Origin of the sequence: Achromobacter sp. Root565 (assembly GCF_001427425.1) — a bacterium.
Lineage (GTDB): Bacteria > Pseudomonadota > Gammaproteobacteria > Burkholderiales > Burkholderiaceae_B > Achromobacter > Achromobacter spanius_D.
The window spans coordinates 1,312,419-1,338,399 of record NZ_LMGO01000001.1 but is presented as its reverse complement, the minus strand read 5'-3'; the positions used below and the strand labels follow the sequence as shown (position 1 = coordinate 1,338,399).

At 64.7% G+C, this 25,981-nt stretch carries 26 protein-coding genes; 13 read left to right on the top strand and 13 right to left on the bottom strand.

Translation table 11 applies throughout. The annotated features are described in order from the left end of the window. The first annotated feature begins 111 nt into the window (after window positions 1-111). Entirely contained in the window at window positions 112-1,320 is a 1,209-nt protein-coding gene (locus ASD71_RS06030; protein ID WP_056561116.1) for an ABC transporter substrate-binding protein, read from the top strand. 13 nt (window positions 1,321-1,333) lie between these two features. Then, window positions 1,334-2,395: an alcohol dehydrogenase gene (locus ASD71_RS06025; protein WP_056561115.1), complete on the top strand. Its 1,062-nt coding sequence runs from the start codon at window positions 1,334-1,336 to the stop codon at window positions 2,393-2,395. Window positions 2,396-2,468: 73 nt separating this feature from the next. Here the strand turns inward: ASD71_RS06025 and ASD71_RS06020 are convergent, their stop codons facing one another. Both ASD71_RS06020 and ASD71_RS06015 read right to left on the bottom strand, forming a co-directional pair. Further along, complete coding sequence (locus ASD71_RS06020) at window positions 2,469-2,981, bottom strand: RES family NAD+ phosphorylase (RefSeq protein ID WP_056561112.1); 513 nt, start codon at window positions 2,979-2,981, stop codon at window positions 2,469-2,471. Further along, window positions 2,978-3,448 carry an antitoxin Xre/MbcA/ParS toxin-binding domain-containing protein gene (locus tag ASD71_RS06015; RefSeq protein ID WP_056561109.1) on the bottom strand — a complete coding sequence of 157 codons (471 nt, stop codon included), beginning with the start codon at window positions 3,446-3,448 and terminating at the stop codon, window positions 2,978-2,980. Before ASD71_RS06015 ends, ASD71_RS06020 begins: the two co-directional genes overlap by 4 nt. 206 nt (window positions 3,449-3,654) lie before the next feature. On the opposite strand from ASD71_RS06015, the gene ASD71_RS06010 reads away from it, so the two are divergent. Both ASD71_RS06010 and ASD71_RS06005 read left to right on the top strand, forming a co-directional pair. Next, window positions 3,655-4,032: a DUF423 domain-containing protein gene (locus tag ASD71_RS06010; RefSeq protein ID WP_056561106.1), complete on the top strand. Its 378-nt coding sequence runs from the start codon at window positions 3,655-3,657 to the stop codon at window positions 4,030-4,032. A gap of 58 nt (window positions 4,033-4,090) precedes the next feature. Continuing rightward, complete coding sequence (locus tag ASD71_RS06005) at window positions 4,091-4,999, top strand: DMT family transporter (RefSeq protein WP_056561103.1); 909 nt, start codon at window positions 4,091-4,093, stop codon at window positions 4,997-4,999. Between the two features lie 24 nt (window positions 5,000-5,023). On the opposite strand, the gene ASD71_RS06000 is transcribed toward ASD71_RS06005, so the two are convergent. Continuing rightward, window positions 5,024-5,662, bottom strand: coding sequence for a glutathione S-transferase family protein (locus ASD71_RS06000; protein ID WP_056566466.1), 639 nt, complete (start codon window positions 5,660-5,662; stop codon window positions 5,024-5,026). Between the two features lie 5 nt (window positions 5,663-5,667). Next, complete coding sequence (locus ASD71_RS05995; RefSeq protein WP_082578803.1) at window positions 5,668-6,831, bottom strand: PQQ-dependent sugar dehydrogenase; 1,164 nt, start codon at window positions 6,829-6,831, stop codon at window positions 5,668-5,670. A gap of 150 nt (window positions 6,832-6,981) precedes the next feature. Between ASD71_RS05995 and ASD71_RS05990 the strand changes: the two genes are divergently transcribed. Next, window positions 6,982-7,593: a glutathione binding-like protein gene (locus ASD71_RS05990; RefSeq protein WP_056561100.1), complete on the top strand. Its 612-nt coding sequence runs from the start codon at window positions 6,982-6,984 to the stop codon at window positions 7,591-7,593. 33 nt (window positions 7,594-7,626) lie between these two features. Here the strand turns inward: ASD71_RS05990 and ASD71_RS05985 are convergent, their stop codons facing one another. Then, on the bottom strand, window positions 7,627-8,583 hold the full coding sequence (locus ASD71_RS05985) for a LysR family transcriptional regulator (protein ID WP_056561093.1): 957 nt from the start codon (window positions 8,581-8,583) through the stop codon (window positions 7,627-7,629). A 119-nt stretch (window positions 8,584-8,702) separates the two neighbouring features. Here ASD71_RS05985 and ASD71_RS05980 point away from each other — a divergent pair, with 119 nt between their 5' ends. From ASD71_RS05980 to ASD71_RS05970, 3 genes are read left to right on the top strand one after another with little or no spacing between them, the layout of a single operon-like run. Further along, window positions 8,703-9,680 carry a tripartite tricarboxylate transporter substrate binding protein gene (locus tag ASD71_RS05980; protein ID WP_056561092.1) on the top strand — a complete coding sequence of 326 codons (978 nt, stop codon included), beginning with the start codon at window positions 8,703-8,705 and terminating at the stop codon, window positions 9,678-9,680. A 9-nt stretch (window positions 9,681-9,689) separates the two neighbouring features. Beyond that, window positions 9,690-11,141 (top strand): amidohydrolase family protein, encoded by a 1,452-nt coding sequence (locus ASD71_RS05975; RefSeq protein ID WP_056561087.1) that lies wholly within the window; start codon window positions 9,690-9,692, stop codon window positions 11,139-11,141. Between the two features lie 16 nt (window positions 11,142-11,157). Continuing rightward, window positions 11,158-11,901 carry an aspartate/glutamate racemase family protein gene (locus ASD71_RS05970; protein WP_056561074.1) on the top strand — a complete coding sequence of 248 codons (744 nt, stop codon included), beginning with the start codon at window positions 11,158-11,160 and terminating at the stop codon, window positions 11,899-11,901. A gap of 335 nt (window positions 11,902-12,236) precedes the next feature. On the opposite strand, the gene ASD71_RS05965 is transcribed toward ASD71_RS05970, so the two are convergent. From ASD71_RS05965 to ASD71_RS05940, 6 genes are all read right to left on the bottom strand, one after another. Continuing rightward, entirely contained in the window at window positions 12,237-12,938 is a 702-nt protein-coding gene (locus ASD71_RS05965) for an ABC transporter ATP-binding protein (RefSeq protein ID WP_056561071.1), read from the bottom strand. Further along, window positions 12,938-13,705 carry a high-affinity branched-chain amino acid ABC transporter ATP-binding protein LivG gene (gene livG / locus ASD71_RS05960; RefSeq protein ID WP_056561068.1) on the bottom strand — a complete coding sequence of 256 codons (768 nt, stop codon included), beginning with the start codon at window positions 13,703-13,705 and terminating at the stop codon, window positions 12,938-12,940. The genes ASD71_RS05965 and livG overlap by 1 nt, the downstream gene beginning before the upstream one ends. After that, window positions 13,702-14,937, bottom strand: a complete 1,236-nt coding sequence (locus tag ASD71_RS05955) for a high-affinity branched-chain amino acid ABC transporter permease LivM (RefSeq protein ID WP_056561065.1) — start codon at window positions 14,935-14,937, stop codon at window positions 13,702-13,704. The genes livG and ASD71_RS05955 overlap by 4 nt, the downstream gene beginning before the upstream one ends. After that, a complete protein-coding gene (livH, locus tag ASD71_RS05950) occupies window positions 14,937-15,863 on the bottom strand; it encodes a high-affinity branched-chain amino acid ABC transporter permease LivH (protein ID WP_056561063.1) in 927 nt (308 codons plus the stop codon). The genes ASD71_RS05955 and livH overlap by 1 nt, the downstream gene beginning before the upstream one ends. Window positions 15,864-16,054: 191 nt before the next feature. After that, window positions 16,055-17,170, bottom strand: coding sequence for a high-affinity branched-chain amino acid ABC transporter substrate-binding protein (locus ASD71_RS05945; protein ID WP_056561060.1), 1,116 nt, complete (start codon window positions 17,168-17,170; stop codon window positions 16,055-16,057). Between the two features lie 460 nt (window positions 17,171-17,630). Next, window positions 17,631-18,185: a queuosine precursor transporter gene (locus ASD71_RS05940; RefSeq protein WP_056561057.1), complete on the bottom strand. Its 555-nt coding sequence runs from the start codon at window positions 18,183-18,185 to the stop codon at window positions 17,631-17,633. A 524-nt stretch (window positions 18,186-18,709) separates the two neighbouring features. Between ASD71_RS05940 and ugpB the strand changes: the two genes are divergently transcribed. The 4 genes from ugpB to ASD71_RS05920 all read left to right on the top strand — a co-directional run bounded on the left by ugpB (window position 18,710) and on the right by ASD71_RS05920 (window position 23,138). Then, a complete protein-coding gene (gene ugpB / locus ASD71_RS05935) occupies window positions 18,710-20,023 on the top strand; it encodes a sn-glycerol-3-phosphate ABC transporter substrate-binding protein UgpB (protein WP_056561054.1) in 1,314 nt (437 codons plus the stop codon). 221 nt (window positions 20,024-20,244) lie between these two features. Then, on the top strand, window positions 20,245-21,126 hold the full coding sequence (ugpA, locus tag ASD71_RS05930) for a sn-glycerol-3-phosphate ABC transporter permease UgpA (protein WP_056561051.1): 882 nt from the start codon (window positions 20,245-20,247) through the stop codon (window positions 21,124-21,126). Between the two features lie 21 nt (window positions 21,127-21,147). After that, a complete protein-coding gene (ugpE, locus tag ASD71_RS05925; protein WP_056561049.1) occupies window positions 21,148-21,999 on the top strand; it encodes a sn-glycerol-3-phosphate ABC transporter permease UgpE in 852 nt (283 codons plus the stop codon). A gap of 50 nt (window positions 22,000-22,049) precedes the next feature. After that, window positions 22,050-23,138, top strand: a complete 1,089-nt coding sequence (locus ASD71_RS05920; RefSeq protein ID WP_056561045.1) for a sn-glycerol-3-phosphate import ATP-binding protein UgpC — start codon at window positions 22,050-22,052, stop codon at window positions 23,136-23,138. A gap of 142 nt (window positions 23,139-23,280) precedes the next feature. On the opposite strand, the gene ASD71_RS05915 is transcribed toward ASD71_RS05920, so the two are convergent. Next, a complete protein-coding gene (locus ASD71_RS05915) occupies window positions 23,281-24,408 on the bottom strand; it encodes a branched-chain amino acid ABC transporter substrate-binding protein (RefSeq protein ID WP_056561042.1) in 1,128 nt (375 codons plus the stop codon). Window positions 24,409-24,675: 267 nt separating this feature from the next. Here ASD71_RS05915 and ASD71_RS05910 point away from each other — a divergent pair, with 267 nt between their 5' ends. Then, a complete protein-coding gene (locus ASD71_RS05910) occupies window positions 24,676-25,269 on the top strand; it encodes an alpha/beta hydrolase (protein WP_056561039.1) in 594 nt (197 codons plus the stop codon). Between the two features lie 101 nt (window positions 25,270-25,370). Here the strand turns inward: ASD71_RS05910 and ASD71_RS05905 are convergent, their stop codons facing one another. After that, a complete protein-coding gene (locus ASD71_RS05905; RefSeq protein ID WP_056561036.1) occupies window positions 25,371-25,871 on the bottom strand; it encodes a Dps family protein in 501 nt (166 codons plus the stop codon). Window positions 25,872-25,981: the final 110 nt, after the last annotated feature.

The following is a 25,981-nucleotide window of genomic DNA, read 5'->3' as shown; positions in this document are numbered from 1 at the left end:
CAATGTGAAATAAGTTTCAGCCGGCTGGAGCACCGGCGCCGCCTTCCCGAGTTGTCGCGTCATCCATAACGTTCATTAAAACGGTCCGTTTCAGGGCTGGGAGACAGAAAGATGCGTATCAAACCCGTGTTGGCGGCTCTGGCCGCCACCCTGGCCGCCTGCGCGGCCCAAGCCCAGACCGACGTCGTGCGGTTGGGCGTATCCAACGACCGCTCCGGCATCTATTCCGACCTGGGCGGCCTCGGGTCCGAGACAGCCGTGCGCATGGCTGTGGAGGATTTCGGCGGCAAGGTGGCCGGCAAGACCGTCGAGGTCGTCGGCGCGGATAACCAGAACAAAGCCGACGTGGCGTCCGCGCTGGTTCGCCGTTGGTTCGACACCCAGAATCTGGTCGCGGTGGTGGACGGCGGCGCCAGCTCGGCCGGGCTGGCCGCGCAGGGCGTGGCGCGCGAAAAAGGCGGCACGGCGCTGATCAGCGGCGGTTTTGCCGGAGACTTCAGCGGCAAACAATGCAGCAACCTCAGCACGCAGTGGGCGCCCGATACCTACGCGCTGGCCAACGCGGTGGTCAAAAGCGTCGTCGAGAGCGGCGGCAAGAGCTGGTACTTCATCACCACCGATTACGTCTTCGGCAAATCGCTGGAAACCAACGCGTCGCGCTTCGTGCAGGGTGCGGGCGGCAAGGTCGTGGGCAGCACGCGCCACCCGCTGGGCGCCATGGACTTTGCGTCGTTCCTCGTTCAGGCCCAGTCTTCCAAGGCTGACGTCGTGGGCCTGGCCAGCGCAGGCGGCGATCTGGTCAACCTCATCAAGCAGGCGCAGGAGTTCGGTCTGGCGGGCGGCAAGCAGCGGATGCTGACGTTCCTGACCTTCATCAACGACGTCCACGCGATGGGGTTGCCGGTCGCGCAGGGGCTGACCTTCCCCACCGGCTTTTACTGGGACGCCGACGAGGACACGCGCGCCTGGACGCAGCGCTGGCAAAAGAAGATGGGCGTCACGCGCGCGCCGTCCATCGTGCAGGCCCTGAGCTACGTAGCCACCACGCATTACCTGCAGGCCGCGCAGGCCGCAGGCACCTTCGACGCGGCGGTGGTCAACCAGAAAATGCGCGAATTGCCCATCACGACCAAACTGATCAAGAATGCTCGGGTGCGCCCCGAAGATGGCCGCGTCATCATGGACCTGTACCTGGTCGAGGTGAAAAAGCCTGCCGAATCCAAGCATCCGAACGACTACTACCGCATCCTGTCCACGGTGCCGGGCGAAAAGGTCTTCGTGTCGCTCGCCGACAGCGAATGCCCCCTGGTCAAGAAATAAAAAGGAGACAACCATGAAGTGCTATTGCGTCGTCAATTTCCGCGAACCGCTGCAGGAGATGGACCAGCCCACGCCCACCCCGCAGGGGTCGCAGGTGCTGCTCAAGGTCCGCGCGGCCGGCGTGTGCCACAGCGACATCCATCTGTGGGAAGGCGGCTACGACCTCGGCCAGGGCCGGACCCTGTCGCTCAAGGACCGTGGCGTATCGTTGCCGCTGACCATGGGCCACGAAACGGTTGGCGCCGTCGTGGCGGCCGGCCCCGACGCGCAAGGCCTCGCCACCGACCGCAATTACCTCGTCTATCCGTGGATCGGATGCGGCAAATGCGCGTCGTGCGCGGCCGGCATGGAGAACCACTGCACGGCGCCCGCCTGCCTGGGCGTGCATCGCGCTGGCGGCTATGCCGACCACATCGTGGTGCCGCATCCCCGCTACCTCATCGACATCGGCGACCTGGACCCCGCGCAGATCGCACCGTACGCATGCTCGGGGCTCACCACGTACTCCGCATTGCAGAAGATCGGCGCCGACATCTACCGCGAGCATCCCGTCGTGATCTTCGGCGCGGGCGGCCTGGGCCTCATGAGCCTGACGCTGATCAAGGCGCTGGGCGGCGCGGGCGCCATCGTCGTCGACATCGACCCGGCCAAGCGCCAGGCGGCGTTGGACGCGGGCGCGCTGGCGGCCATTGACGGCGCCGCACCCGATGCCGCGCAGCAGATCATGCAGGCCGCCGGCGGCAAGCCGGTGCGGGCCGCAATCGATCTGGTCGGCGCGCCGGCCACCACCTCGCTGGCGTTCGACTTCCTGACCAAGGGCGGCAAGCTCATCATCGTCGGCCTGTTCGGCGGCGGATCCACCTGGCCCATCGCCTTGATTCCGATGAAGGCGCTGTCCATCATCGGCAGCTATGTGGGCAACCTGGCCGAACTGAAGGAATTGATGGAACTGGTGCGGGCGGGCAAGGTGCCGCCGATGCCGGTGCACCGCCACGCGCTGGCCGAGGCGGACCGCGTGCTGACCTCGCTGCGCGAAGGCAAGGTCGTGGGCCGGGCCGTGTTGACGGTCGACTGACGCCAGCGTTGCAATCAAAAAACAAACGCGCCCGGCACCGGGCGCGTTTGCTTTGACGCCTGCTTTTGGATGCTTACGCCGGCCGCAATCGCGGATCGTAGATGAAGCGTTCACGCCGCACCACCACGATATCCTCGGCGTCCGGATGCGCCGGATTGATGAGGAAATTGCAGTCCGGCACGCCACGGTACGGGACGATGGCGCTGGGCAATTCCAGCAGCGCCGACACGCCCGACGCCACCCAGTTGTCGCCCACGGCCTGCGAGGCCTCGGCAAAGGGCACCGCGTCCCAGAACGGATAGTCGTCCTGCAACTGCACCAGCGACAGCGACTGGCGTGCCTCGAAGATGCCGTTGGGCACGGCCAGTTCGATCAGGTAGCGGTTGGCGTGCTCGGACGCGCGGGCGGCAAAATGCACCACCGTTTCCAGCACCGCCAGCGCCACGCTGGCCGAGGCATACACGACCGGCGTGCCCGGGCTGTTGTAGCGTCCGCCCACCGCGGCCGCCCCGGCGCCGGAGAGGTCGTCCGCCCGGTACTTGCCCGCCGTGGTGCCAATGCGCCAGAGCGAAACGTAGTCGGTCATGCGTAAACGCCCGCGGCGGCGCGGGCCAGCGTGTCTTCGACAATGCGGCTGCTGGCGTCCGAGGTCAGTAGCGACAACGGCTTGACGTTGCCCAGCGCGGGCACGGGCGTGTTCAGCCATAGCACCGCTTCCTCGTCGCTGCCCAGCACCTGGCGGGCAACGCGCACCACCCGGGCGACGCGGGCAAGCCGGTCGGATTCACCGAGCGGCAGCGCCTGGCCTTCGCGCGTCCAGCGCGACAGCGACGCCGCCTTGACCTCGGTGATCGCCATGATTTCCGACTTGGGCACCTGCAGGTAATCGGCGGCATCGTCGACCATCTGCGCGGGCAGCCCGCGGTGCACGTCCCGGGCAATGTCGGTGAGCGGGCTGTCGATCAGGCCGCGAAAAAGCTGCCTGGGGCGCGGCGGACGTTTGGTGGTGGCGCCGCGCTTGGCGAGAGATTTATCGGTCAGGGCGATGGTCATGATCTGCTCCGGGCGCCGCTTGGACGAACAGCCAACCGGAGGACCCGGCCAGCGCATGGGGCGGCTGAATTACCAAATTGAATTTATAATATCCCATTTGGAAATCGACGCGCAAGGCGGGAACCGTGGCGGCCGATCATGCACCATATTTGGGCCTATCATAGGCGGCGGCAAAATCCCCCTCGCATTTCTCTCAAGGACACGCAATGACGGACCGGCAGCTCACGATACTCGCGGCGATCAATCTCATGGTGGCGGTGGGCGCCGGGGCGTTCGGCGCGCATGGGCTCAAGCGCATCCTGACGCCCGACATGCTGGCCGTGTGGCAGACCGGCGTCATGTACCACCTGGTCCACGCGCTGGGCATCTTCATCATCGCGCTGCTGGGTGCCCGCTTCGGGTCGCCGCTGCTGTCGGCCGCGGGCGTCGTGATGTTCGTCGGCATCGTGCTGTTTTCGGGCAGCCTGTACGTGCTGACGCTGACCGGCACGCATTGGCTGGGCGCGGTCACGCCGTTCGGCGGTACGGCCTTCCTGGCCGCTTGGGCGATGGTCGCCATTGCCGCCTACCGCGCGCAAAGCTGAAAAAGTCTTCCGTTCTTCATCCACCGGTGGCAGGAACCGCCGCCCTTGCAGGTTTCAGATGTCCCCAAGCACCGCATTACCCGCCGTCCGTGAACATTCCGCAGCCGCAGGCATCGCCTGCGTGGCGGGCGGCATTTTCTTTCTGACGCTCAGCGACGCCAACGCCAAGTGGCTGGGCGCCAGCTACAACCCGCTGCAGATTCTCTTCCTGCGCGCGCTGATCGCGCTGCCTTTCGTGACCGCGCTGGCGCTGTGGCTGGGTGGACGCCGCGTGCTGCGCACGACGCATCCCGGCCTGCACCTGACGCGCGGCGCCATCAACGTGGTCTCGGCCTGTTGCTTCTATCTTGGATTGCAGGCGCTGCCGCTGGCCGAAGCCACCGCCATCGCGTTTGCCGCGCCGCTGTTCGTCACCGCGCTGTCGGTGCTGATCCTTAAGGAACGTGTCGACGGCAAGCGCTGGCTGGCGGTATTGGCGGGCTTTGCGGGCGTGCTGATCGTGGTGCGCCCGGGCACGCAGGCCTTCCAGGCCGCCACCCTGCTGCCGCTGACCACCGCCCTGCTCTACGCCGTCATGATGATCACGGCGCGCGGTATCAACCGCGCCGAAGGCATGCTGACCACCACGTTCTACATCGTGCTGGGGCAATTGGTGTGCAGCGCGATCGGACTGCCGTGGGTGTGGCGCGCGCCGGCCGTCGAAGACCTGCCTTATTTCGGTGGCGTGGCGCTGTTCAGCACGCTGGGGCTGGCGCTGATCACGCAGGGATTCCGCATCGGCCCGGCTTCTGTCGTGGCGCCCTTCGACTACACGGGCCTGGTCTGGGCCACGATCCTGGGTTGGATATTCTGGCGCGAGGCGCCCGACGCCTATGCGTATCTGGGCGCCGTTTTCATTGCGGGCAGCGGCGTGTACATCGCCTTGCGCGAGGCGCGAGGCAAATCGCGCCGGCGTGCCGCCACCTGACGCTGCCTTGCCCGGCCGCCCGCGTTATTCGCTGGGCGGCGGAAAGTGCCGCTGCAACACCTTGGCCACATTGGGTTCCATCGCGGCTTCGCGCGCCACCGCAGTCAAAGCCGGGCACATCGCACTGAACCACGAGGGACCCGGGCGCCAATGCGTCATGACCGTCACATACAGGTCCAGCGCCGAAAACCGCCGCCCCAGCATGTGCGGCGCGCCCGCCTGGCGTTCCAATTCCTGCCATAGCTCGGCGCGGCGCGTGTGGACGCGCTCGCGCAGCAGGTCAACCGCATCGCCTGGCGTCGTCCACTGCGCGGGATCGTCGCCGTATGTGAAGGTGGGATAGACCGCCGCCACGATCCGCACCAGCAGATTCAGAAAGCGCGCCCGTTCCGGCTTGTCCGCCGAGGGCGCAAGACCTGCCTGCGGCGCCACGTCGTTCAGGTGCAGGATCATCGCCGCGCTTTCGGTCATGACCTCGCCGTCGGGCAGGATCAGGGTAGGCACCTGCCCCAGCGGATTCAGATGCAGCAGCCGGTCCCGCTCGGGACCGGGCTTCAAATAAGGCACGTCCGTCAGCACGTGCGGCACATTGGCCAGCACCAGCGCCATCTCGACGATGGCGGAGCCGCAGCCCGCGGACCCGATGAGTTCATACGTCTTCATGACGGTCACCCTCCTGTTTCAGCCGGCGCCACCCGCAGCAGTTCGCCCGGCGAAGCGTCAGTCAGCACATACACATAACCGTCCGGCCCCTGCCGCACGTCGCGGATCCGGCGCTTGCGGTCGACCAGCAGCCTTTCCTTCTCGACCACGCGATTGCCGTCGACGGTCAGGCGCATCAGGTTCTGGTTGCCCAGCGCGCCGATGAAGAGCGAATTGCGCCAGGCCGGAAAGCGGTCGGCGTCATAGAACGCCATGCCGCTGATGGCGGGCGACTTCGGCCACCAGTAGATCGGCGATTCCATCCCCGGCAGCGTCTCACCCTTGGCCTCGGGAATCTTCAGGCCCGAATAGTTGATGCCGTAGGTCGCCAGCGGCCAGCCGTAGTTCTTGCCCGGCTGCACCACGTTGACTTCGTCGCCGCCGCGCGGCCCGTGTTCGTTTTCCCAGAGCTCGCCGGTCCACGGGTTGAGCGCCATGCCTTGCGGATTGCGATGGCCGTACGACCAGATCTCGGGCCGCGCGCCCTGTTTGCCCACAAAGGGGTTGTCGTCTGGCAGAGCGCCGTCGGCCTTGAGCCGCACGACCTTGCCCTGCAACTTGTCCAGGTCTTGCGCCGTGGGCCGCTGGTTGTTCTCGCCCAGCGCAATGTAGAGATAGCCCTTGCCGTCAAACACCAGGCGCGATCCGAAATGCAGCCCGGACGACAGCTTGGGCTCCTGGCGGAAGATCACCTTGAAGTCTTCCAGCCCGCTGGCATCGTCGGCCAGCCGGCCGCGTCCCACGGCCGTGCCGCTCTTGTCTCCGTCCGACTCCGCATACGACAGATACACGTAGCGATCGGTCGCAAAGTCCGGCGACAGCACCACGTCCAGCAGGCCACCCTGGCCGCGCGCGGCGACCTTGGGCACACCGGTCAGCGGCTTGGACAACCCGCCGGGCGTACGCAACAGCCGCAGGTTCCCCGGTCGTTCGGTGATCAGGATGCCGCCGTCGGGCAGGAACGCCATGGACCAGGGATGGTCCAGGCCACCGACAACGGGCATCACGCGCGCAGGCGCCGAGGGCGGTTCCTGCGAGGCTTGCGCGATCGCGGGCGCGGCGGCGCAAACCAGGGTCAAAGACAAGAGAAAGGGAATTGCGCGCGTGCTCGCGGCGGTGCGTGACTGCATGGACATCTCCGGCGGCGACAGATTGAAAAGCGGGCGCGGAAGGCATGACGGAGAGACGCGGGACCACTCGCGAATGGCATACCCGGTTGGCGTACCATAGCGCCCACGGACGGGAGATCTCCCGTTCTTCCTTCCAGGAGTCTCCGACAGATGAAACTGTACTACATGCCCGGCGCGTGCTCGCTCGCTTCCCACATCGTGCTCGAGTGGATCGGCAAGCCGTATGAAACGCACAAACTCAGCCGCGAGGCGCTCAAGGAGCCCGAGTTTCTGCGGATCAATCCGCTGGGCGCCGTGCCTGCACTGACCGATGGCGACTGGGCAATCACGCAGAACGTATCCATCCTGGAGTACCTGGCCGAACAGGCGCCCGAAAGCACGCTGCTGGGCGACGGCACCGCGCGTTCACGCGCCGAAGTGCGCCGCTGGGTCGGCTTCATCAACTCCGACGTCCACAAGACGTTCTCGCTGCTTTTCGGCGCGCAGCGCTACCTGAAGGACGAAGGCGCGCAGAAGGAACTGGCCGCCTCGGCCTCGGCGCTCTTGACCAAGCTGTTCGCGCAACTGGACACGCAACTGGCGGGCAAGTCGTATCTGGCAGGCGCCGCGCCCTCGGTCGCGGACGCCTACCTGTTCGTCGTGCTGCGCTGGGCGCACGCCAAGGAAGTGGACCTGTCCGGCCTTTCCAACCTGTCCGCGTTCTTCGAGCGCATGCAGGCCAACGCCGGCGTCAAGGCCGCGCTGCAGGCCGAAGGACTGTAAGCGGCTGCGCTGCCCGGCTGACGCACGGAAGTCCTATTCCGGCGTCACCCCGGGCAGCGCGTCGCTCTCCAGGATCTTCTTCACCGCAGCCAGAAAGCGCCGTGCCAGCAAGGGCGGCGCGCTCAGATTGGAATGCGTCGCCCAGATCTCCACGCTGGCCTCGGGCGTGATCGGACGCAGCGCCATGTGCGCGGCCTGATCCGGCGTGACGCACCAGGCATCCACCAGCGCCGGTCCAAGGCCCTGCTGCACGAAGGAACAGGCGGTCACAGGCGAATGCACCTCGATCGCCGCCGCGCAGTGCGGGCCTTCGCCGAAGAACGGCTGCAGCGCGCGTCCCAGCGGCGTATCGCGCGGGTAGCCGATCCACGCCGCCGACGAAAAGTCTTCCGGCCGCACCGCGTCGTGGCTGGCAAGCGGATGCCCGGGCGGCAGCACGCACACCACCGGCACGCGCGCCAGCCGGACCGACGTCAGGTTCGGATGATCCGGCGGCTGCATGGAAATGCCGATGTCCGCCTGTCCCGACAGAAAGTACGCCGCCAGCTCGTCGAACGTCACGCTCCGGTAATCGACCCGCGCGCCCGCATTGCGTCCGCGAAACCGATCCAGCGCCATGGGGATCAGGCGCTGCCCGAAACTGGCGCTTGCCACGATCTTCAGCATGCCCGCGCCCGACTGCCCGAGGCTGGCGGCCAGGTCGTTCACGCGCTGGATACCGCCATACACCTGCTCGACCTCGGCATACAGGCGCCGGGCCTCGGCCGTGGGCGACAGCCGGCTCTTGACGCGCTCGAACAGCCGGTAGCCCAGGCGGTTTTCCGTCAGGGCCAGCACCCGGCTCACGGCTGGCTGCGACACATGCAGCATGCGCCCCGCCCCGCTGATCGAGCCGGCCATCATGATGGCTCGGAACACCTCGATCTGGCGCAGGTTCAGCGGCCGCCCGGCGCTCGGCCCGACCTCGTCGGCATACCCATCGGCTTCCATTTTTTTCCCCTTTTCCAATAACGGGGGATTATAGGTTTGAGACATTTTTCGATGACGCAGTGCCGCATGGGCGGGTGTAATCTGCCCGCTCCACAAAACAAAACCAGGGGAAATCCACCATGCGCAGCGCGCTCCTTCGCAGTCTTTCCATGGCGGCGCTCAGCGTCGCCTTTGCCGGCGCCGCCTCGGCCGCCGGCTATCCCGACAAGCCGATCACCTTCGTGGTGCCTTCCGCCGCTGGCGGCTCGCCCGACGTGTTGTCGCGCCTGATCACCACGCAGATCGCCCGGGACACCGGCGCCACGATGGTCGTCGAAAACCGCCCTGGCGCTGCCGGCAACATCGGCATTGCGCTCATCAAGCGCGCAGCCCCGGACGGCTACACGGTCGGCTACGGCAACATCAATACGCTGGCGGTCAACCGCTCGCTGTTCAAGCGCCTGCCGTACGACGTGGACAAGGACCTGACGCCGGTCGCCCACATGTTCGACCTGTACAACGCCCTGATCGTCCCGGCCGATTCGCCCGTCAACAGCGTGCAGGAACTGATCGACCGCGCCCGCAAGGAGCCGGGCCGTCTGTCCTATGGCGCATCGGGCGTCGGCACCACCGGCCACATGGGCGGCGAGCTCTTCAAGAGCATGGCCAAGCTGGACGTGATGTTCATCCCGTACAACGGCGGCCCCGCCGCCATCCAGGATCTGCTGGGCGGCCGCCTGGACTACCTGTTCGTCAACACGTCCGAGGCCGCGCCGCTGGTCAAGAGCGGCAAGGTCCGCGCCATCGGCGTCAGCAGCCTGAAGCGCCTGTCGCTGATGCCCGACGTGCCCACGCTGGACGAATCCGGCCTGAAGGGCTACGAGACCGTCGCCTGGGGCGGCGTGGTCGCGCCCAAGGGCACGCCCGACGACGTGGTGGCGACGCTGAACGCCGCCATTCAGAAGGCGCTGCAAGCGCCGGAAGTGCGCCAGGGCCTGGCCACGCTGGGCGCGGAACCTGCCACCGGCTCCCCGGCGGACTTCAAGAAGCTGATCGATCGCGAAACCGCCAAGTGGCAGCAGATCATCGACACCGCCGGCATCGAAAAACTGGACTGAGCATTCTTCATGACGGCAGACACCTTGCAGGCTGACTTCATCGTCGCGGGCGCCACGCTCATCGACGGCTCGGGCGGGCCCGCCACCCACGGCGACCTGGCTGTGCGCGGCGGGCACATCGCGGCGGTGGGCAGCTTTGCCCAGCCCGCAGGCGTGCCGGTCATCGACGGCCGGGGCCAGGTCCTGGCGCCGGGATTCATCGACTCGCACACCCACGATGACGGCTACCTGCTGGCGCATCCCGACATGCTGCCCAAGGTGTCGCAAGGCATCACCACGGTCGTCACCGGCAACTGCGGCATCAGCCTGGCGCCGCTCGCGCGCACGCAGGTCCCGCAGCCGCTCGATCTGCTGGGTCCGCCAGCGCTGTTCCGCTTTGGCACCTTCCGCGCCTGGATGGACGCCCTGCGCGACACGCCGGCGGCCGTCAACGTGATTCCGCTGGTGGGTCACACCACCTTGCGCGTCGCCGTCATGGACGACACCTCGCGCGCGGCCAACGACGCCGAACGGGCCGCCATGCGCGACCTGATGCAGGAAGCGCTGGACGCCGGCGCGTTCGGCGTATCGACCGGCACCTTCTATCCGCCGGCCAGCGCCGCGCCCACGGACGAGATCATCGACGTGTGCCAACCGCTGCGCGGCCGAGCCGGCATCTACGCCACGCACCTGCGCGACGAGGCCGACCACATCGTGCCCGCCATGGAAGAGGCGCTGCTCATCGGCCGCGAAACCGAATCCCGCGTGGTGTTCTCGCATCACAAGCTGGCCGGCGAACGCAATCACGGCCGCACCCGCGAAACGCTGGACCTCATCAGCCGCGCCGCGGCCGCGCAGCCCGTCTGCCTGGACTGCCACCCCTACCCCGCGACGTCGACCATGCTGCGGCTGGACCGCGCGCGGCTCGCCAGCCGCACGATGATCACCTGGTCCAAAGGCTATCCCGAGGCCACGGGCCGCGACTTCAGCGACGTCATGGCCGAACTGGGCCTGGACGACGAAGCCGCCGTCGCCCGGCTGGCCCCGGCCGGCGCCATCTATTTCCTGATGGACCCGTCGGACGTCAAACGCATCTTCGCCCATCCGCTGACCATGGTTGGCTCGGACGGTCTGCCCTTCGACCCGCATCCGCACCCCCGCCAATGGGGCACGTTCACGAACGTGCTACGCACCATGGTGCGTGAACAGAACCTGCTGTCGCTCGAGTCCGCCATCCACAAGATGACGGGATTGGCCGCGGCCCAGTACGGCGTCGCCCGGCGCGGCCTGCTCCGGGAGGGGTATCATGCTGACCTGGTGCTGTTCGATCCCGCCACCGTCACCGACGCGGCCACTTTTTCAGCGCCCATTCAGGCAAGCCGGGGCATCCACGCCGTGTGGGTCAACGGCAGGCAGGTCTGGGACGGGGAACGGACGGGCACCGAACGCCCGGGCCATGTCCTGACGCCCGGTGATGCATGAGCACGGAGTACCTAAAGTGAAGACGTTTTCCCAGGGCTGCTACCTGGGTGTATTGGGCGGAATGGGCCCCATGGCCGGCGCGGCCTTTGCCCTTCGCCTGGCGGCGCTGACGCCCGCCACGGTTGACCAGCAACACATTCCCACCTTGCTGCGCAACGATCCCCGCATTCCTGACCGGTCCAGCGCCTACATGGCCGGCGGAGAAAGCCCCCTGCCCCACATGGTTGATGGCGTGCGCTTCCTGGAACAGGCCGGCGCCCAGCTCATCGCCATTCCGTGCAACACCGCCCACCTGTGGTTCGACGAGATCGCCGCGTCCACGCAACTGCCGGTGCTGCACATCATCCAGGCGGTCATCGAAGACCTGCGCCGGCTCGGCCTGCCCAGCGGCCGCATCGGCCTGATGGGCACCGCTGCCACGCTCAAGCTCGGTCTCTACCAGCGCCACCTCGAAGCCCAAGGCTACGAGTGCATCGTGCCTGACGACGACGAAGTCGAACGCTTCTGCATGGGCTCGATCCGCGCCGTCAAGGGAAACCAGCTCGAAGACGCTTTCGCGCCCGCCGCCGAATGCATCGCCCGCCTGAAGGCCCGCGGCGCCGACGCCGTGGTGCTGGGCTGCACGGAACTGCCCCTGGCCGTCCCCCACGCCCTGCGCCCCAGCCTGGGCGTGACCCTCACCGACTCCATCGACGCCCTTGCCCGCGCCGCCATCGCGCACTACCAGGCCGACCAGCCCGCGGAACGGATCGCCGCGTAAGGGGCATGATGTGTCTGACACCCAGGTGAGTTGACCCCGGGTTAGCCGCAGTGCTTCAAGGGTGTCAGACACAGGCCGCCACGCGAAGTGCCGCTGAACGAGGTGTCTGACACCCAAGCGCGATAACCCCGGGTCAGCCGCAGTGCTTCAAGCGTGTCAGACACCGGCCGCTACGCGAAGTGCCGCTGAACGAGGTGTCTGACACCCAAGTGCGATAACCCCGGGTCAGCCGCAGTGCTTCAAGGGTGTCAGACACCGGCCGCTACGCATTCCCACCGCCAAAACAAAAAAAAGGCGCATCTTTCGATGCGCCTGCTTCCTTCGTGGGGAAGAGGTCAACCGCCCAGGTACGCCTTGCGCACCTTGTCGTTGACCAGCAGGTTGGCGCCGGTGTCCTGCAGTACCACGCGGCCGTTTTCCAGCACGTAGCCGCGGTCCGCCACGCCCAGTGCCTTGTTGGCGTTCTGCTCGACCAGGAACACGGTCACGCCCTGCTCGCGGATCTCGCGGATGATGTCGAAGATCTGGGCGATCACCAGCGGAGCCAGGCCCAGCGTCGGTTCGTCCAGCAGCAAGAGGCGCGGCCGGGTCATCAGCGCGCGGCCGATGGCCAGCATCTGCTGTTCGCCGCCCGACATCAGGCCCGCGCGCTGGCTGGCGCGCTCTTTTAAGCGCGGGAACAGACCGTAGACGTGGTCAATGCCGGCCTCAATCTGGTCGCGCTTGGAGAAGAAGCCGCCCATCATCAGGTTCTCGGCGACCGTCAGGTCCTTGAACACGCGCCGTCCTTCAGGCGAAATGGCAATGCCACTGCGCATGATGTGGTGCGTGTCCTTGTTTGTGATGTCCTCGCCTTCGAACGTGATCTTGCCTTCGCGCGCCCGCGGATTGCCGCAGACCGTCATCAGCAGCGTCGTCTTGCCCGCCCCGTTGGCGCCGATCAGCGTGACGATCTCGCCTTGGTTGACGTCCACCGACACGCCGTTCAACGCCTGGATGGCGCCATAGTACGTGTGTATGTTTTCCAGCTTCAGCATCATTCCTCCCCCAGGTACGCCTTGATGACGCGCTCGTCGTTGCGCACCTGCTCGGGGGTGCCGGTCGTGATGGGCTTGCCGTGTTCCATGACCAGAATGCGGTCCGAAATGCCCATGATCAGGCTCATGTCGTGCTCGATCAGCAGCACCGCCACGCCGAATTCGCGGCGTAGCTGGTCGATGAGCGATTGCAGATCGCGTTTTTCCTGAGGATTAAGACCCGCGGCCGGCTCATCCAGCATCAGCAGGCGCGGCTTGGTGATCATGCAGCGCGCGATTTCCAGACGCCGCTGGTGGCCATAGGCCAGGTTGCCGGCTTCGCGGTTGGCGAACTCGCGCAGGCCCATGAAATCCAGCCATTGCGCCGCACGCGACAGCGCCTCGGATTCGGATTGGCGATAGCCCTTGGTCTTCAGCAGACCAGGCAGAAGCCGGGACTCGACCTGCGTATGCTGCGCGACCAGCAGGTTTTCCAGCACCGTCAGCTGCTTGAACAGGCGCACGTTCTGAAACGTGCGCACCAGCCCATGGCGCGCCACCTTGTGGCTGGCAAGACCCGTGATGGGCTTGCCGTCCATGACGATTTCACCGGCCGTTGGCGCATAAAAGCCGCCCACGCAGTTGAACACCGTGGTTTTGCCCGCCCCGTTCGGGCCGATGATGGCAAAGACCTCGTCGGACATGACCTCGAAACCCACGCTGTCGACGGCCAGGAGGCCGCCGAACCGCATGGTCAGGCCGGAAACTTTCAGCAATGCCTCGCTCATTTAGCCAGCTCCACGTGGGGACGCTTCATGGGCAACAACCCCTGCGGACGCCACATCATCATCAATACCATCACCAGACCGAACATCAGCATCCGGTACTCGGCGAACTCGCGCGCCAGTTCGGGCAGCACGGTCAGCAGGATGGCAGCGAGGATCACACCCACCTGCGAACCCATGCCGCCCAGCACCACGATGGCCAGGATCAGCGCGGACTCGATGAACGTGAAGGACTCCGGATTCACCATGCCCTGGCGCGCCGCGAAGAACGCGCCGCCAAAGCCGGCAAACATGGCGCCCAGCGTGAATGCGGACAGCTTGATGCGCGTGGGATTCAGGCCCAGCGAACGGCAGGCGATCTCGTCCTCGCGCAGCGCCTCCCAGGCGCGGCCGACCGGCATGCGGATCAGGCGCGTGGAGACGAACAGCGTCACCAGCGCCAGCAGCAGCGCCATCATGTACAGGTAGATCACCATGTCCTGGTTCTGGAACGTCAGCCCAAAGAACTCATGGAACGTCGTTCCGCCCTCGGTGCTGGGGCGGCGCGTCATTTCCAGGCCGAAGAACGTCGGCTTCGGAATGCCGGAAATACCGTCAGGACCGCCCGTCATCTTATTCAGGTTGATCAGCAGCAGGCGGATGATTTCACCGAAGCCCAGCGTCACGATGGCCAGATAGTCACCGCGCAGCCGCAGCACCGGAAAGCCCAGCACGAAACCGAACAGCGCCGACATTGCACCCGCGAACGGCAGCGCTTCCCAGAAGCTCCAGCCGCCCCAGTGATAGAGCAACGCATACGTGTAGGCGCCGACGGCGTAAAAGCCCACGAAGCCCAGATCCAGCAGCCCGGCAAAACCCACCACGATGTTCAGGCCCAGGCCCAGCATCACGTAGATCAGCACCAGCGTGGCGATGTCCACCGAACTGCGGCCCGCGAAAAACGGCCAGATCACCGCAACGGCAAGCAGCAGCAGCATCAGCGGCTTATGGTTGCGGGCGGGCGCCGACGACAGCGTCGGCAGGCTGGTCTTCAACTTTTTGAACGGTATGGCAAGCCACGGTCGCAGCAGCTGGAAAACGAACACCACCGCCGCGGCCAGCGCCACCAGCGACCAGTTCGATTCCATCGACGTGCGCGCGCCCTGGCGGATAAGCTGCAGACCGAAGACCGGGGTGACGATGACCGCCGTCAGCACGGCCGCCATCGTGGCGTTTTTGAGATTGTTGGTCGACATCAGACTTTTTCCACCTCAGGTTTGCCCAGCAGCCCGGTGGGACGGAACAGCAGAATCAGGACCAGCAGCGAGAACGCCACGATGTCCTTGTACTGCGACGATATATAGGCGGCCGCGAAGGTCTCGGCCAGGCCCAGCAGCACGCCGCCCAGCATGGCGCCGGGGATGCTGCCGATACCGCCCAGCACCGCCGCCGTGAAGGCCTTGATGCCGGCCAGGAAGCCGATGAAGGGATTGAGCTTGCCGATGGTGATGGCGATCAGCACGCCGCCCACTGCCGCCAGGATCGCACCCATCACGAACGTGAACGAGATCACGCGGTTGGTGTCGATGCCCAGCAGGTTGGCCATGTGCATGTCCTGCGAGCAGGCGCGCGATGCGCGGCCCATGCGGGAATACTTGATGAACAGCGTCAGCGCGATCATCAGCACCACCGTCACCACGATGATCATGAGGCGCGAATACGGCACGGTCACGTCGAAGTCCGATCCCATGTGGAACTGCACGGCGCCCGACACCAGCGAGGGCACGGCCATGTCGCGTGCGCCCTGGCCGAGGGCCACCCAGTTCTGCAGGAAGATCGACATCCCGATGGCGGAAATCAGCGCCACCAGACGGGGACTGCCGCGCACCGGCCGGTACGCCACGCGTTCGACCGAAAAGCCGTAGATGCCGGTAACCGTAATGGCAACGAGCAGCATGGCCGCGATGATGAAGGGGGTCGGCAAGCCGCTGTTGGTGCCGATTGCCGTCAAGGTGACCAGGCCCACATAGGCGCCGATCATATAGATTTCGCCGTGGGCGAAATTGATCATGCCGATGATGCCGTAGACCATTGTGTAGCCGATGGCAATCAGCGCGTAGATCGCTCCCAGGGACAATCCATTGAAGAATTGCTGGGTAAGTTGGGGTATGAGGTCGGACATGATTCCATTGCTCCAAATAGTTCCGGCTCCGGTAGCGAGACCCGGAGCCGGAAACCTGGGCGTATTTTATAAGGGCCTGCCGGCGCCGCCTTGCCGGCCGCACAGCGCTTTTGGCGCATCGCTACGCGGATTACGGCAAGACGGAGACAGCAGGCCCTACACGCCGGCGACACGCCGGCGGGATCGCGAGTTTACAGCTGGGTCTTCTTTCCGTCCTTGTCCCACTTATAGACGGCGAACTCAAAGTCCTTCAGGTCGCCCTTGGCATCGTATTCGACCTTGCCGATGCCGGTGTTGAACGTGGTCTTGTGCATGTAGTCGGCGACCTTGGCCGGATCTTCGCCGACAGCGTTGATGCTGTCAGCCAGGATCTGGACCGCGGCGTAGGCCGGCATCTGGAAGGCGCCGTCCGGATCGCGCTTGGCGTCCTTGAAGGCCTTGACGATGCTTTCGTTGCCCGGCAGCTTGGTGAAGTCGGCCGGCAGCGTGACCAGCAGACCGTCGATGGCCGGACCGGCGATTGCCACCAGATCCTGGTTGGCCGTGCCTTCCGGACCCATGAACTGAACCTTCAGGCCCTGTTCACGCGCCTGGCGCAGCAGCAGGCCCAGCTCGGGGTGATAGCCGCCGAAGTAGACCAGGTCCACGCCCGCGGACTTCAGCTTGGTGATGATGGCCGAGTAGTCGCTGTCGCCGACGTTGATGCCTTCAAACAGCGCGACGTTGACCTTTTCCTTGGCCAGCGCGTCCTTGACCTGCGTGGCCACGCCCGAGCCGTAGGTCTGCTTGTCGTGGAGCACGGCAACCTTCTGGGGCTTCAAGGTCTTGGCGATGTAGCCGGCGGCGTACGGACCTTGCTGGTCGTCGCGGCCGATGGTGCGGAAGAAGAAATGCGGCTTGATCGTGTCGGTGACCAGGGGCGACGTGGCGCCCGGGGTGATGCCGACAATGCCCTCTTCCTCGTAGACCTTCACGGCGGCGACCGTAACGCCCGAGCATGCATGGGCCACGGCGAACTTGGCGCCGGAGTTGACCACGCGGTTGGCGGCGGGCACGGCCTGCTTGGGTTCGCAGCCGTCGTCGATCAGGATCGGTTCGAGCTTCTTGCCCTTGACGCCACCCTTGGCGTTGATGGTCTCGATGGCGGTCAGCGCGCCGGCCTGGATCTGGTCGCCGTATTGCGTGTTGGGACCGGTCATGGGCTGGGGAATGCCGATCTTGATCGTGTCGGCGGCGTGCGCGGCGCCAGCCAAGGCAAGTGCCCCAAGCGCCATGGCTACCGGGGTAAGGCGATTCAGAAACTTCATGCGGAGTTCTCCAGCGAGGTTTTGAGCGGCTCTGTCCAACACGGCTTATCGGGAGAGTACCCCTTCGTCCGCATTGCCCGTCGCCGGCTTCTTGGGCAAAAACACGGTGTGGCCGGTATTCTGAAAGCAAGCCGTCATACTGTCACTGCGTGTAATCCCCAATATTTCAATTGGGGCTTTTATTCGTGACGGATAGCTCGCGTAATGCGGTGAATTCGTTGGAGAAAACGCAATTCCGGCTGCGATGTCCGCTGGCGCTTTGCTGGAATTTATGGTTAGGCTATTTATATGAAAACGCATTAATACGGCGTTTAAGAACGCATTTAAATACAGTGCTTACGCCGGACTTACTGCGTACCGCGCAAATAATGTCTGGCGGATTAATAAAAAACGCGCGTCCGGCTTAAAACAGCATCGGACGCGCGTAGTCATGGCCTCGCGCAGACGGAGCGGAACGCGGCTAAGCGTTCGCGGGCTTGGCCAGGTTCCACATCAGGGCACGGAACGGCGCCAGCATGCTGATATTGACGACCAGCTTGATCGCCAGGTCGCCCAGCATCCACGTGACCCACGGCGCCCCGGATGCGGCGAATGCCACGCTGAAGAACACCGCCGTATCCAATATGGCGCCCAGCACCCCGGACGCCAGCGGCGCACGCCACCAGCGCTGGTCGCGCAGGCGGTCGAACACCTGGATGTCGACGAGCTGCGCACAGATATACGCCAGCCCCGAGGCCAGCGCGATGCGCGGCGAGGCCACCCAGACGGACACGGCCAGGGCGGCGGCAAAGCCAAACCACACCACGCGCCGGGCGGCGCCCGGGCCGAAGCGGCGGTTGAGCACATCGGTGACCAGGAACGCCACCGGATAGGACAGCCCGCCCCATGTCAGCCAGTCATTGAGCGGCACCTGCACCAGGATATTGGAGCCGACCACGACAGCCAGCATGCACAGCACCGAAATGCCGAACTGCAGGCGGGTCATGGCCGGAAAGCGCGCGGCGGACGGTGTCATTGGCGGCACGCTCCGATCGGCCCGCGCACTGCGCCAACTGCAGCCATTCGCGCAATCGCGACGTTGTCTTGCATCCATTGACGTGTCGAAGCCGCAACACCTTGCATGTTCCGTGTCGCGCGCGCGAACAGTGCCCCGGCGGTGCGCACCATGCGACCATTACGGGCTCGCGCGCCCGTCGGCCGCCCCGCCTGCGATGCGCGCGTTGCATGCTGGTTTATGTCAATGACATGAACGTCCCTGGCGGCGCATACTTTGCCGGCCGGGCGCGCGGCCAGGGCTCTCACCCTGCCCTCACCGCCGATGAACGCAATCGAAAGTTCGTTTTTCATAGGCGGCAATTGTAAACGGTCACTTCCGGGCAGCAAAAACCCCAGAAATGTTCGTTCGCGCATGAAACGCGCAATTTGACAGGCGTTTGTAGTGATGTGAAAGTCACGGTTTTGTCACAAACAATTCATAAGGTGTCGTGTTTCATGCGCCCGGACAACCCGTTCGCAACACGCCCAACTGGAGAACCCTTTATGCGATCCCATCGTATTGCACTGACCTTTGCCGCCATCATGACGGCTTTCGCCGGCGCTTCCGCGCAAGCAGCCACCGAGATCCAGTTCTGGCATTCGATGGAAGGCGCGCTGGGCGACCGCGTCAACGGCCTGGTCGAGGAATTCAACAAGAAGAACCCCGACTACCAGGTCAAGGCCATCTACAAGGGCAACTACGGTGAATCCATGAACGCCGGCATCGCCGCGTTCCGCGCCGGCAACGCGCCGGACATCCTGCAGGTCTTCGAAGTCGGCACCGCCACCATGATGTACGCCAAGGGCGCCATCAAGCCGGTGCAGCAGATGTCCGAAGAAGCCGGCAATCCGATCGATCCCAAGGAATTCATCGGCGCGGTGGCTGGCTACTACTCGTCGGCCGACGGCAAGCTGGTGTCGATGCCGTTCAACAGCTCGACCGTCGTCTTTTACTACAACAAGGACGCCTTCAAGAAGGCTGGCCTGGACGCCGACAATCCCCCCAAGACCTGGGAAGAGCTGGCCGCTGCCGGCCAGAAGCTGAAGGCCGCTGGCCAGGAATGCGGCTACACCACGTCGTGGCCGTCGTGGACCCAGCTCGAGACCTTCTCGGCCTGGCATAACGTGCCGTACGCCACCAAGGACAACGGCTTCGGCGGCGTGGATGCGCGCATCGCCATCAACACCCCGCTGCACGTGCGCCACCTGGAAAACCTGGCCAAGCTCGGCAAGGAAGGCATCTTCATGTATGGCGGCCGCGGCGACGAGCCCAACTCGCTGTTCATCAGCGGCAAGTGCGCCATGATCACCGGCTCGTCCGGCCTGCGCGCGAACATCGCCAAGAACGCCAAGTTCGAGTTCGGCACCTCCACGCTGCCTTACTACGCCGACGTGCAAGGCGCGCCGCAGAACACCATCATCGGCGGCGCCTCGCTGTGGGTCTTCGCCAACAAGAAGCCCGAAACCTACAAGGGCGTGACCGCGTTCTTCAAGTTCCTGGCCAGCCCCGAAATCGCCGCCCGCTGGCACCAGCAGACCGGCTACGTGCCCGTCACCAAGGCTGCGTACGAGCTGACCAAGAAGGAAGGCTTCTACGACAAGAACCCGGGCACCGAAGTCGGCGTGAAGCAATTGAACGTCGAAACGACCGCCCAATCGCGCGGCCTGCGCCTGGGCTTCCTGCCCCAGATCCGCGAAATCGAAGACGCTGAAATCGAACGCATCGTTTCGGGCAAGGTTGCTCCGAAGGACGGCGCCGAGAACATCGTCAAGCGCGGCAACGAGTTGCTGGAAAAGTTCGAGAAGAGTGTAAAGTAACGCCCTTTCGCGTGATCTGACCGCCTTGTCAATCGGCATTTTCCATGTTGCGACAAGGACTTACGAGGCTTAAAGCCCTGGTTTTTCTGGGGCTTTAAGCCTATCGTGTTTTTATGAGTGCCGGTGCTTTCGGGCTCCGGGCGCCACGCGCGGCATGCGCGATGGCGGTTTCAGGCGGCGGTTATTTCAACCGCCGCTTTTCTGTACCTTGGGTTCCCCCTATGGAAAAACGCGTTGTATTCGGGCACAAGACCTTGCCCTATCTGCTGCTCCTGCCGCAGCTGATCATTACCGTGGTGTTCTTCTTCCTGCCCGCCGGACAAGCCATGTGGCAGTCCATGCGCCTTGAAGATCCCTTCGGTCTGTCCTCGCAGTTCGTCGGCCTGGACAACTTCATGGAACTGTTCTCGCAACAGAGCTACCTGGACTCCTTCCGCGTCACCGCCGTGTTTTCGGTGCTGGTGGCCGGTGTTGGCCTTGGCGTGTCGCTGGTGCTCGCCGTAATGGCCGACCGCGTGATCCGCGGCGCCGGGCTCTACAAGACCCTGCTCATCTGGCCGTATGCCGTGGCGCCCGCCGTCGTCGGCGTGCTGTGGCTATTCCTGTTTTCGCCTTCGGTCGGCATCCTGGCCGTGGCCTTGCGCAAGTCGGGCGTGGACTGGAATCCCCGCCTGGACGGCAATCAGGCGATGACCCTGGTGATCATCGCGGCCGTCTGGAAGCAGGTGTCGTACAACTTCCTGTTCTTCCTGGCCGGCCTGCAATCGATCCCGCGTTCGCTCATCGAAGCCGCCGCGATCGATGGCGCCAGCCCCGCGCGCCGCTTCTGGACCATCGTCTTCCCGCTGCTGTCGCCCACCACGTTCTTCCTGCTGGTGGTCAACATCATCTACGCCTTCTTTGACACGTTTGCCGTGATCGACACGACGACGCAAGGCGGCCCGGGCACGTCGACCTCGATCCTGGTCTACAAGGTGTATAGCGACGGCTTCCGCGGCCTGGATCTCGGTTCGTCCGCCGCCCAGTCCGTCGTCCTGATGTTCATTGTGGTTGCCTTGACGGTCGTACAGTTCCGGTACGTCGACCGCAAAGTGCAGTATTGATTTTGTCCGAGGCTGATAACAATGGTTGAACGCCGTCCCTGGCTGGATATTCTGGCCCACGTCATTCTGCTCTGCGGCGTGGCGATGGTGGCATTTCCGCTCTACGTCACTTTCGTCGCGTCCACCCAGACCGCGCAGGAAGTCGCTCAGGCGCCGATGTCGCTGATTCCCGGTCCGCATTTCGTGGACAACTACATGCAGGCGCTTTTCGGCGGATCGTCGGGCGGTTCGTCGGGCGCGCCCGTCGGCCGCATGATGTACGTGAGCCTGATCATGGCACTGGCGATCTCGATCGGAAAGATCGCGATCTCGCTGCTGTCGGCTTTCGCGGTCGTGTACTTCCGCTTTCCGGGCCGCATGTTCTTTTTCTGGATGATCTTCGTCACGCTCATGCTGCCGGTCGAAGTCCGCATCGCGCCCACCTACAAGGTCGTGGCCGATCTGGGCCTGCTCAACAGCTATGCGGGCCTGACCCTGCCGCTGATCGCGTCCGCCACGGCCACGTTCCTGTTCCGCCAGTTCTTCCTGACGGTGCCGGACGAGCTGATCGAGGCTGCGCGCATCGACGGCGCGGGCCCCGTGCGCTTCTTTCGCGACGTGCTGCTGCCCCTGTCCAAGACCAGCATCGCCGCGCTGTTCGTGATCCAGTTCATCTACGGCTGGAACCAATACCTGTGGCCGCTGCTCGTCACCACGCAGGAAGACATGTACCCCGTCGTCATCGGCATCAAGCGGATGATCAGCGGCGGCGACAGCGTGACCGAATGGAACATCACCATGGCCACCGCCATGCTCGCGATGATCCCGCCGGCGCTGGTCGTCATCCTGATGCAGAAATGGTTCGTCAAGGGTCTGGTCGACACTGAAAAATGATCGCACCCCCCGCGCGCCCACCCGAACACGACTCCGAACACGAATAACTCATGGCTACTCTCAGCTTCCGTAACGTCAAGAAAACCTATGCCGGCAACGTGCCGGTCATCCATGGCATCGACATGGACGTCAAGGACGGTGAATTCATCGTCATCGTCGGCCCCTCGGGCTGCGGCAAGTCCACGCTGATGCGCATGGTCGCCGGCCTGGAAACCGTGACCAGCGGCGAAATCGTCATTGACGACAAGGTCGTCAACACGCTGGAACCCGCCGAGCGCGATATCGCGATGGTGTTCCAGAACTATGCGCTCTACCCGCACATGACCGTGTTCGAAAACATGGCCTATGGCTTGAAGATCCGCAAGTTCTCCAAGGACGAGATCAAGAAGCGCGTCGACATTGCCGCGCAGATCCTGGAACTGGGCCACCTGCTCGACCGCCGACCGCGCGCGCTTTCGGGCGGCCAGCGGCAGCGCGTCGCGATGGGCCGCGCCATCGTTCGCGAACCCAAGGTATTTTTGTTCGACGAGCCGCTGTCCAACCTGGACGCCAAGCTGCGCGTGGCGATGCGCCTGGAAATCATGAAGCTGCATCGCCGCCTTGGCACGACCAGCCTGTACGTGACGCACGACCAGGTCGAGGCCATGACGCTCGCGCACCGCATGATCGTCATGTACCAAGGCGTTCCCGAGCAGATCGGCACCCCGATGGAAGTGTTTGAAAAACCCGCCTCGACGTTCGTCGCCGGCTTCATCGGCTCGCCCCCGATGAACCTGATGGAAGTGCAGGTGGCTGGCGATGGCACGGTGCAGACCGCCGACGGCAACCAGCTCGAGATCTCGCCGCTGCAGGTGCCGTCGCAGGTCCGCGGCCGCAAGATCATCATGGGCATGCGCCCCGAGCACATGCTGCTGAACACCCAGGGCATTCCCGCCGAAGTCGAAATGGTTGAAACCCTGGGCTCGGAACAGCTCGTGCACTGCCGCTGCGGCAAGAGCACGCTGGTCGTGCGCTGCACGACGCGCCAGCTTTCCGAGTCGTCGGCCAAGGTTGGCATGCAGGTCAATGTGGGCCCGGACGGCCGCCATCCCCTGCACTGGTTCGAGGCCGACACGGGCCGCCGCGTTCAGGGCCTGTAAGCGACGGGGCGTCAGCCCCCTGCCCCAGCCCCCGCAATGACAAACCGGGCCGCAAGCGATCAGCTTGCGGCCCGGTTTTTTGTGGCGCAGGACAAGCGCCTTTCGCGTGCGGCGAGCCTGCGGCGGCCCGCCGTCCTGCGATTTACTTGTAGACGGTCTTGGAGCCGTCCTTGTGCCAGGTGAACACGTCGAACTGGAAGTTCGTCAGGTCACCCTGCTTGTTCCACGACACCTTGCCAATCGGCGTGTCGAAGGAATTGGCGTGCAGGTACTTGGCGACCTTGGTGGGATCGTCCGAGCCAGCGCCCTTGATGCCGTCCGCGATGACCTGCGTGGCCGCGTAGGCGGTCATCTGGAACGCGCCGCTGGCGTTGCGCTTCTTGGCTTCGAACGCCTTGACGATGTCGGCGTTGGCGGCGTTCTGCGTGAAGTCGGCCGGCAGCGTCAGCAGCATGCCTTCGACGGCGTCGCCCGCGATGGCGTTGATGTCCGGGTTGCCCGTGCCTTCCGGACCCATCCACTTGGCCTTCACGCCCTGCTCGGCCGCCTGGCGCAGCAGCAGGCCCATTTCGGGGTGGTAGCCGCCGTAGTAGACGAAGTCCACGCCCTGGCTCTTGAGCTTGGTGATGACCGCCGAGTAGTCGCTGTCGCCGGCGTTGATGCCTTCGAACACGGCGACGGCCACGCCGCCCTTTTCCAGGTCGTTCTTGACCGCGGTGGCGATGCCCTGGCCGTACGACTGCTTGTCGTGCAGCACGGCGACCTTCTTGGGCTTGATCTTGTCGAGGATGAACTTGGCGGCGGCGGGACCTTGCTGGTCGTCACGGCCGATGGTGCGGAAGATGAACTCGTAGTTCTTGCCGTCGGTCAGGGCCGGCGACGTGGCCGACGGGGTGACCATGACCACGCCTTCGTTGTTGTAGATGTCGGCGGCGGCGATGGTGGCGCCCGAGCACACGTGGCCCACGACGAAACCGATCTTGCTGTTGACGACACGGTTGGCGGCGTTGGGACCCTGCTTGGGTTCGCAGCCGTCGTCGATGACCACGGTTTCCAGCTTTTTGCCATTGATGCCGCCAGCGGCGTTGATGCGCTCGACCGCGGTATCGACCCCTTCACGGACCATATCGCCATACTGCGTGACCGCGCCGGTGGTGGGGCCGACAACGCCGATCTTGATCGTCTGCGCGTGCGCGGCCGCGCCAAACGTCAAACCAGCGGCGACGCCCAGTGCTGCGATGACCGGGGTCAGACGGAAAACTGGCTTCATGAGTGGACTCCTCGAATGACTTTTAATCGTTGATCCATCAACGGGCTGACGGCCGGAAACGTAGATGTCATGCCCGTTGGCGGTGCATTTGCACGGCAAGCATACACTGAAATATCTCGGCTTTTGGGTGGGTTGGCGCAGGGTTTTCCGGGGTTTTGTGATGCACTGCGGCATCGTTTGGGGCGCCCCGCCTTATTCCGAACGCCGTATATGCAAAAGACCATTAATTCGTTTGAGTTACTAAACGGCGGCGGCATCATGTGCCGCATGAGACTCCAACCGATAATCGTCCCGGGCTGGAAAAACTCCGGCCCCGACCACTGGCAGTCCCGGTGGCAGGCCCTGTTGCCCAACGCTCGGCGCATCGAGCAGCACGACTGGGAAAACCCCAGCGCGGCCGATTGGATATCCCGCCTGACGGCCGAGGTCGACGACGCCCGCAGCCCGGTCCTGCTTGTGGCGCACAGCCTCGGCTGCCTGATCAGCGCCGCCCTCCCGGTCCCCTTGCGCGCCAAGGTCGCCGGCGCGCTGCTGGTCGCGCCCGCCGACGTCGAACGCGCCGATACGCCCGATTGCCTGCGCGGCTTCGCGCCCATCCCGCGCCAGCCGCTGCCTTTCCAGAGCGTGGTGGTCGCCAGCGACAATGATCCCTATTGCGCGCTGGAACGCGCGCGCGTCTTCGCGGCGGACTGGGGCAGCCGCGTCGTGGTCCTGCCCGGCGCCGGCCATATCAATGCGGACAGCGGCCTGGCCGACTGGCCGCAGGGGCTGAAACTGCTGGGCGCGCTGCGCCGCAGAGCGTCGTGGCGCATTCCGCCGCCGGCCAAACGTATTCCGCCCATTCCGGTTTACGACCTGTAGGGCACGCACGCAAGGCAAAAAAATGGCCGCCCCTCTGGGCGGCCATTTAGCTCAAGCCTAAAGAACCGGCCGCTTTCCTCGAGAAAAGCCGGCCGTCCCGATCACTGCAGCAGGCTGCGCAGCATCCAGGCGTTCTTTTCATGCACGTCCAGGCGCTGCGTCAGCAGGTCGGCCGTGGGCTGGTCGTTGGCGGCGTCGGCCTTTTCGAAGGCAGCGCGCGCGGTCTTGGCGACCGACTCGTTGCCGTCGACCAAGAGGCGCACCATTTCCAGCGCGTCCGGCACCGATTCCGGTTCGGCGATCGACGACAGCTTGGCGTATTCGCGATACGTGCCCGGCGCGTAGTGGCCCAGCGCACGAATGCGCTCGGCGATGCTGTCCAGCGCGTTCCATTCTTCGGTGTACTGCGTCATGAACATCTGATGCAGCGTGTTGAACATGGGCCCCGTGACGTTCCAGTGGAAGTTGTGCGTCATCAGGTACAGCGTGTACGAATCGGCCAGCAACTTGGACAGTTCGCCGGCAACCGCGGCGCGGTCCTTGTCCGAAATACCGATGTTGATGCGCGGAACGCTCGAGGTCTTCTTGGTGGACTTGGCCATTGCTAGCTCCTATGGAAAAAGGCGGAAATAAGAATACCACTGCAAACACGACAGAACGGCCGTTGTGGCGAAGCCGTTCTCACAATGGGCTGCGACCGATTGACGCGGCG

Excerpts from the sequence above, each read along its gene's own strand:
- livH (WP_056561063.1), bottom strand. The coding sequence starts at position 15,863 with ATGTCCGACCTCATACCCCAACTTACCCAGCAATTCTTCAATGGATTG.
- ASD71_RS06005 (WP_056561103.1), top strand. The coding sequence starts at position 4,091 with ATGTCCCCAAGCACCGCATTACCCGCCGTCCGTGAACATTCCGCAGCC.
- ASD71_RS05915 (WP_056561042.1), bottom strand. The coding sequence starts at position 24,408 with ATGAAGCCAGTTTTCCGTCTGACCCCGGTCATCGCAGCACTGGGCGTC.
- ugpE (WP_056561049.1), top strand. The coding sequence starts at position 21,148 with ATGGTTGAACGCCGTCCCTGGCTGGATATTCTGGCCCACGTCATTCTG.
- ASD71_RS05940 (WP_056561057.1), bottom strand. The coding sequence starts at position 18,185 with ATGACACCGTCCGCCGCGCGCTTTCCGGCCATGACCCGCCTGCAGTTC.
- ugpB (WP_056561054.1), top strand. The coding sequence starts at position 18,710 with ATGCGATCCCATCGTATTGCACTGACCTTTGCCGCCATCATGACGGCT.
- ASD71_RS05995 (WP_082578803.1), bottom strand. The coding sequence starts at position 6,831 with ATGCAGTCACGCACCGCCGCGAGCACGCGCGCAATTCCCTTTCTCTTG.
- ugpA (WP_056561051.1), top strand. The coding sequence starts at position 20,245 with ATGGAAAAACGCGTTGTATTCGGGCACAAGACCTTGCCCTATCTGCTG.
- ASD71_RS06020 (WP_056561112.1), bottom strand. The coding sequence starts at position 2,981 with ATGACCGACTACGTTTCGCTCTGGCGCATTGGCACCACGGCGGGCAAG.
- ASD71_RS05980 (WP_056561092.1), top strand. The coding sequence starts at position 8,703 with ATGCGCAGCGCGCTCCTTCGCAGTCTTTCCATGGCGGCGCTCAGCGTC.
- ASD71_RS05905 (WP_056561036.1), bottom strand. The coding sequence starts at position 25,871 with ATGGCCAAGTCCACCAAGAAGACCTCGAGCGTTCCGCGCATCAACATC.
- livG (WP_056561068.1), bottom strand. The coding sequence starts at position 13,705 with ATGAGCGAGGCATTGCTGAAAGTTTCCGGCCTGACCATGCGGTTCGGC.
- ASD71_RS06030 (WP_056561116.1), top strand. The coding sequence starts at position 112 with ATGCGTATCAAACCCGTGTTGGCGGCTCTGGCCGCCACCCTGGCCGCC.
- ASD71_RS05990 (WP_056561100.1), top strand. The coding sequence starts at position 6,982 with ATGAAACTGTACTACATGCCCGGCGCGTGCTCGCTCGCTTCCCACATC.
- ASD71_RS05945 (WP_056561060.1), bottom strand. The coding sequence starts at position 17,170 with ATGAAGTTTCTGAATCGCCTTACCCCGGTAGCCATGGCGCTTGGGGCA.
- ASD71_RS06015 (WP_056561109.1), bottom strand. The coding sequence starts at position 3,448 with ATGACCATCGCCCTGACCGATAAATCTCTCGCCAAGCGCGGCGCCACC.
- ASD71_RS06010 (WP_056561106.1), top strand. The coding sequence starts at position 3,655 with ATGACGGACCGGCAGCTCACGATACTCGCGGCGATCAATCTCATGGTG.
- ASD71_RS05920 (WP_056561045.1), top strand. The coding sequence starts at position 22,050 with ATGGCTACTCTCAGCTTCCGTAACGTCAAGAAAACCTATGCCGGCAAC.
- ASD71_RS05985 (WP_056561093.1), bottom strand. The coding sequence starts at position 8,583 with ATGGAAGCCGATGGGTATGCCGACGAGGTCGGGCCGAGCGCCGGGCGG.
- ASD71_RS05965 (WP_056561071.1), bottom strand. The coding sequence starts at position 12,938 with ATGCTGAAGCTGGAAAACATACACACGTACTATGGCGCCATCCAGGCG.
- ASD71_RS05910 (WP_056561039.1), top strand. The coding sequence starts at position 24,676 with ATGAGACTCCAACCGATAATCGTCCCGGGCTGGAAAAACTCCGGCCCC.
- ASD71_RS05955 (WP_056561065.1), bottom strand. The coding sequence starts at position 14,937 with ATGTCGACCAACAATCTCAAAAACGCCACGATGGCGGCCGTGCTGACG.
- ASD71_RS06000 (WP_056566466.1), bottom strand. The coding sequence starts at position 5,662 with ATGAAGACGTATGAACTCATCGGGTCCGCGGGCTGCGGCTCCGCCATC.
- ASD71_RS06025 (WP_056561115.1), top strand. The coding sequence starts at position 1,334 with ATGAAGTGCTATTGCGTCGTCAATTTCCGCGAACCGCTGCAGGAGATG.
- ASD71_RS05975 (WP_056561087.1), top strand. The coding sequence starts at position 9,690 with ATGACGGCAGACACCTTGCAGGCTGACTTCATCGTCGCGGGCGCCACG.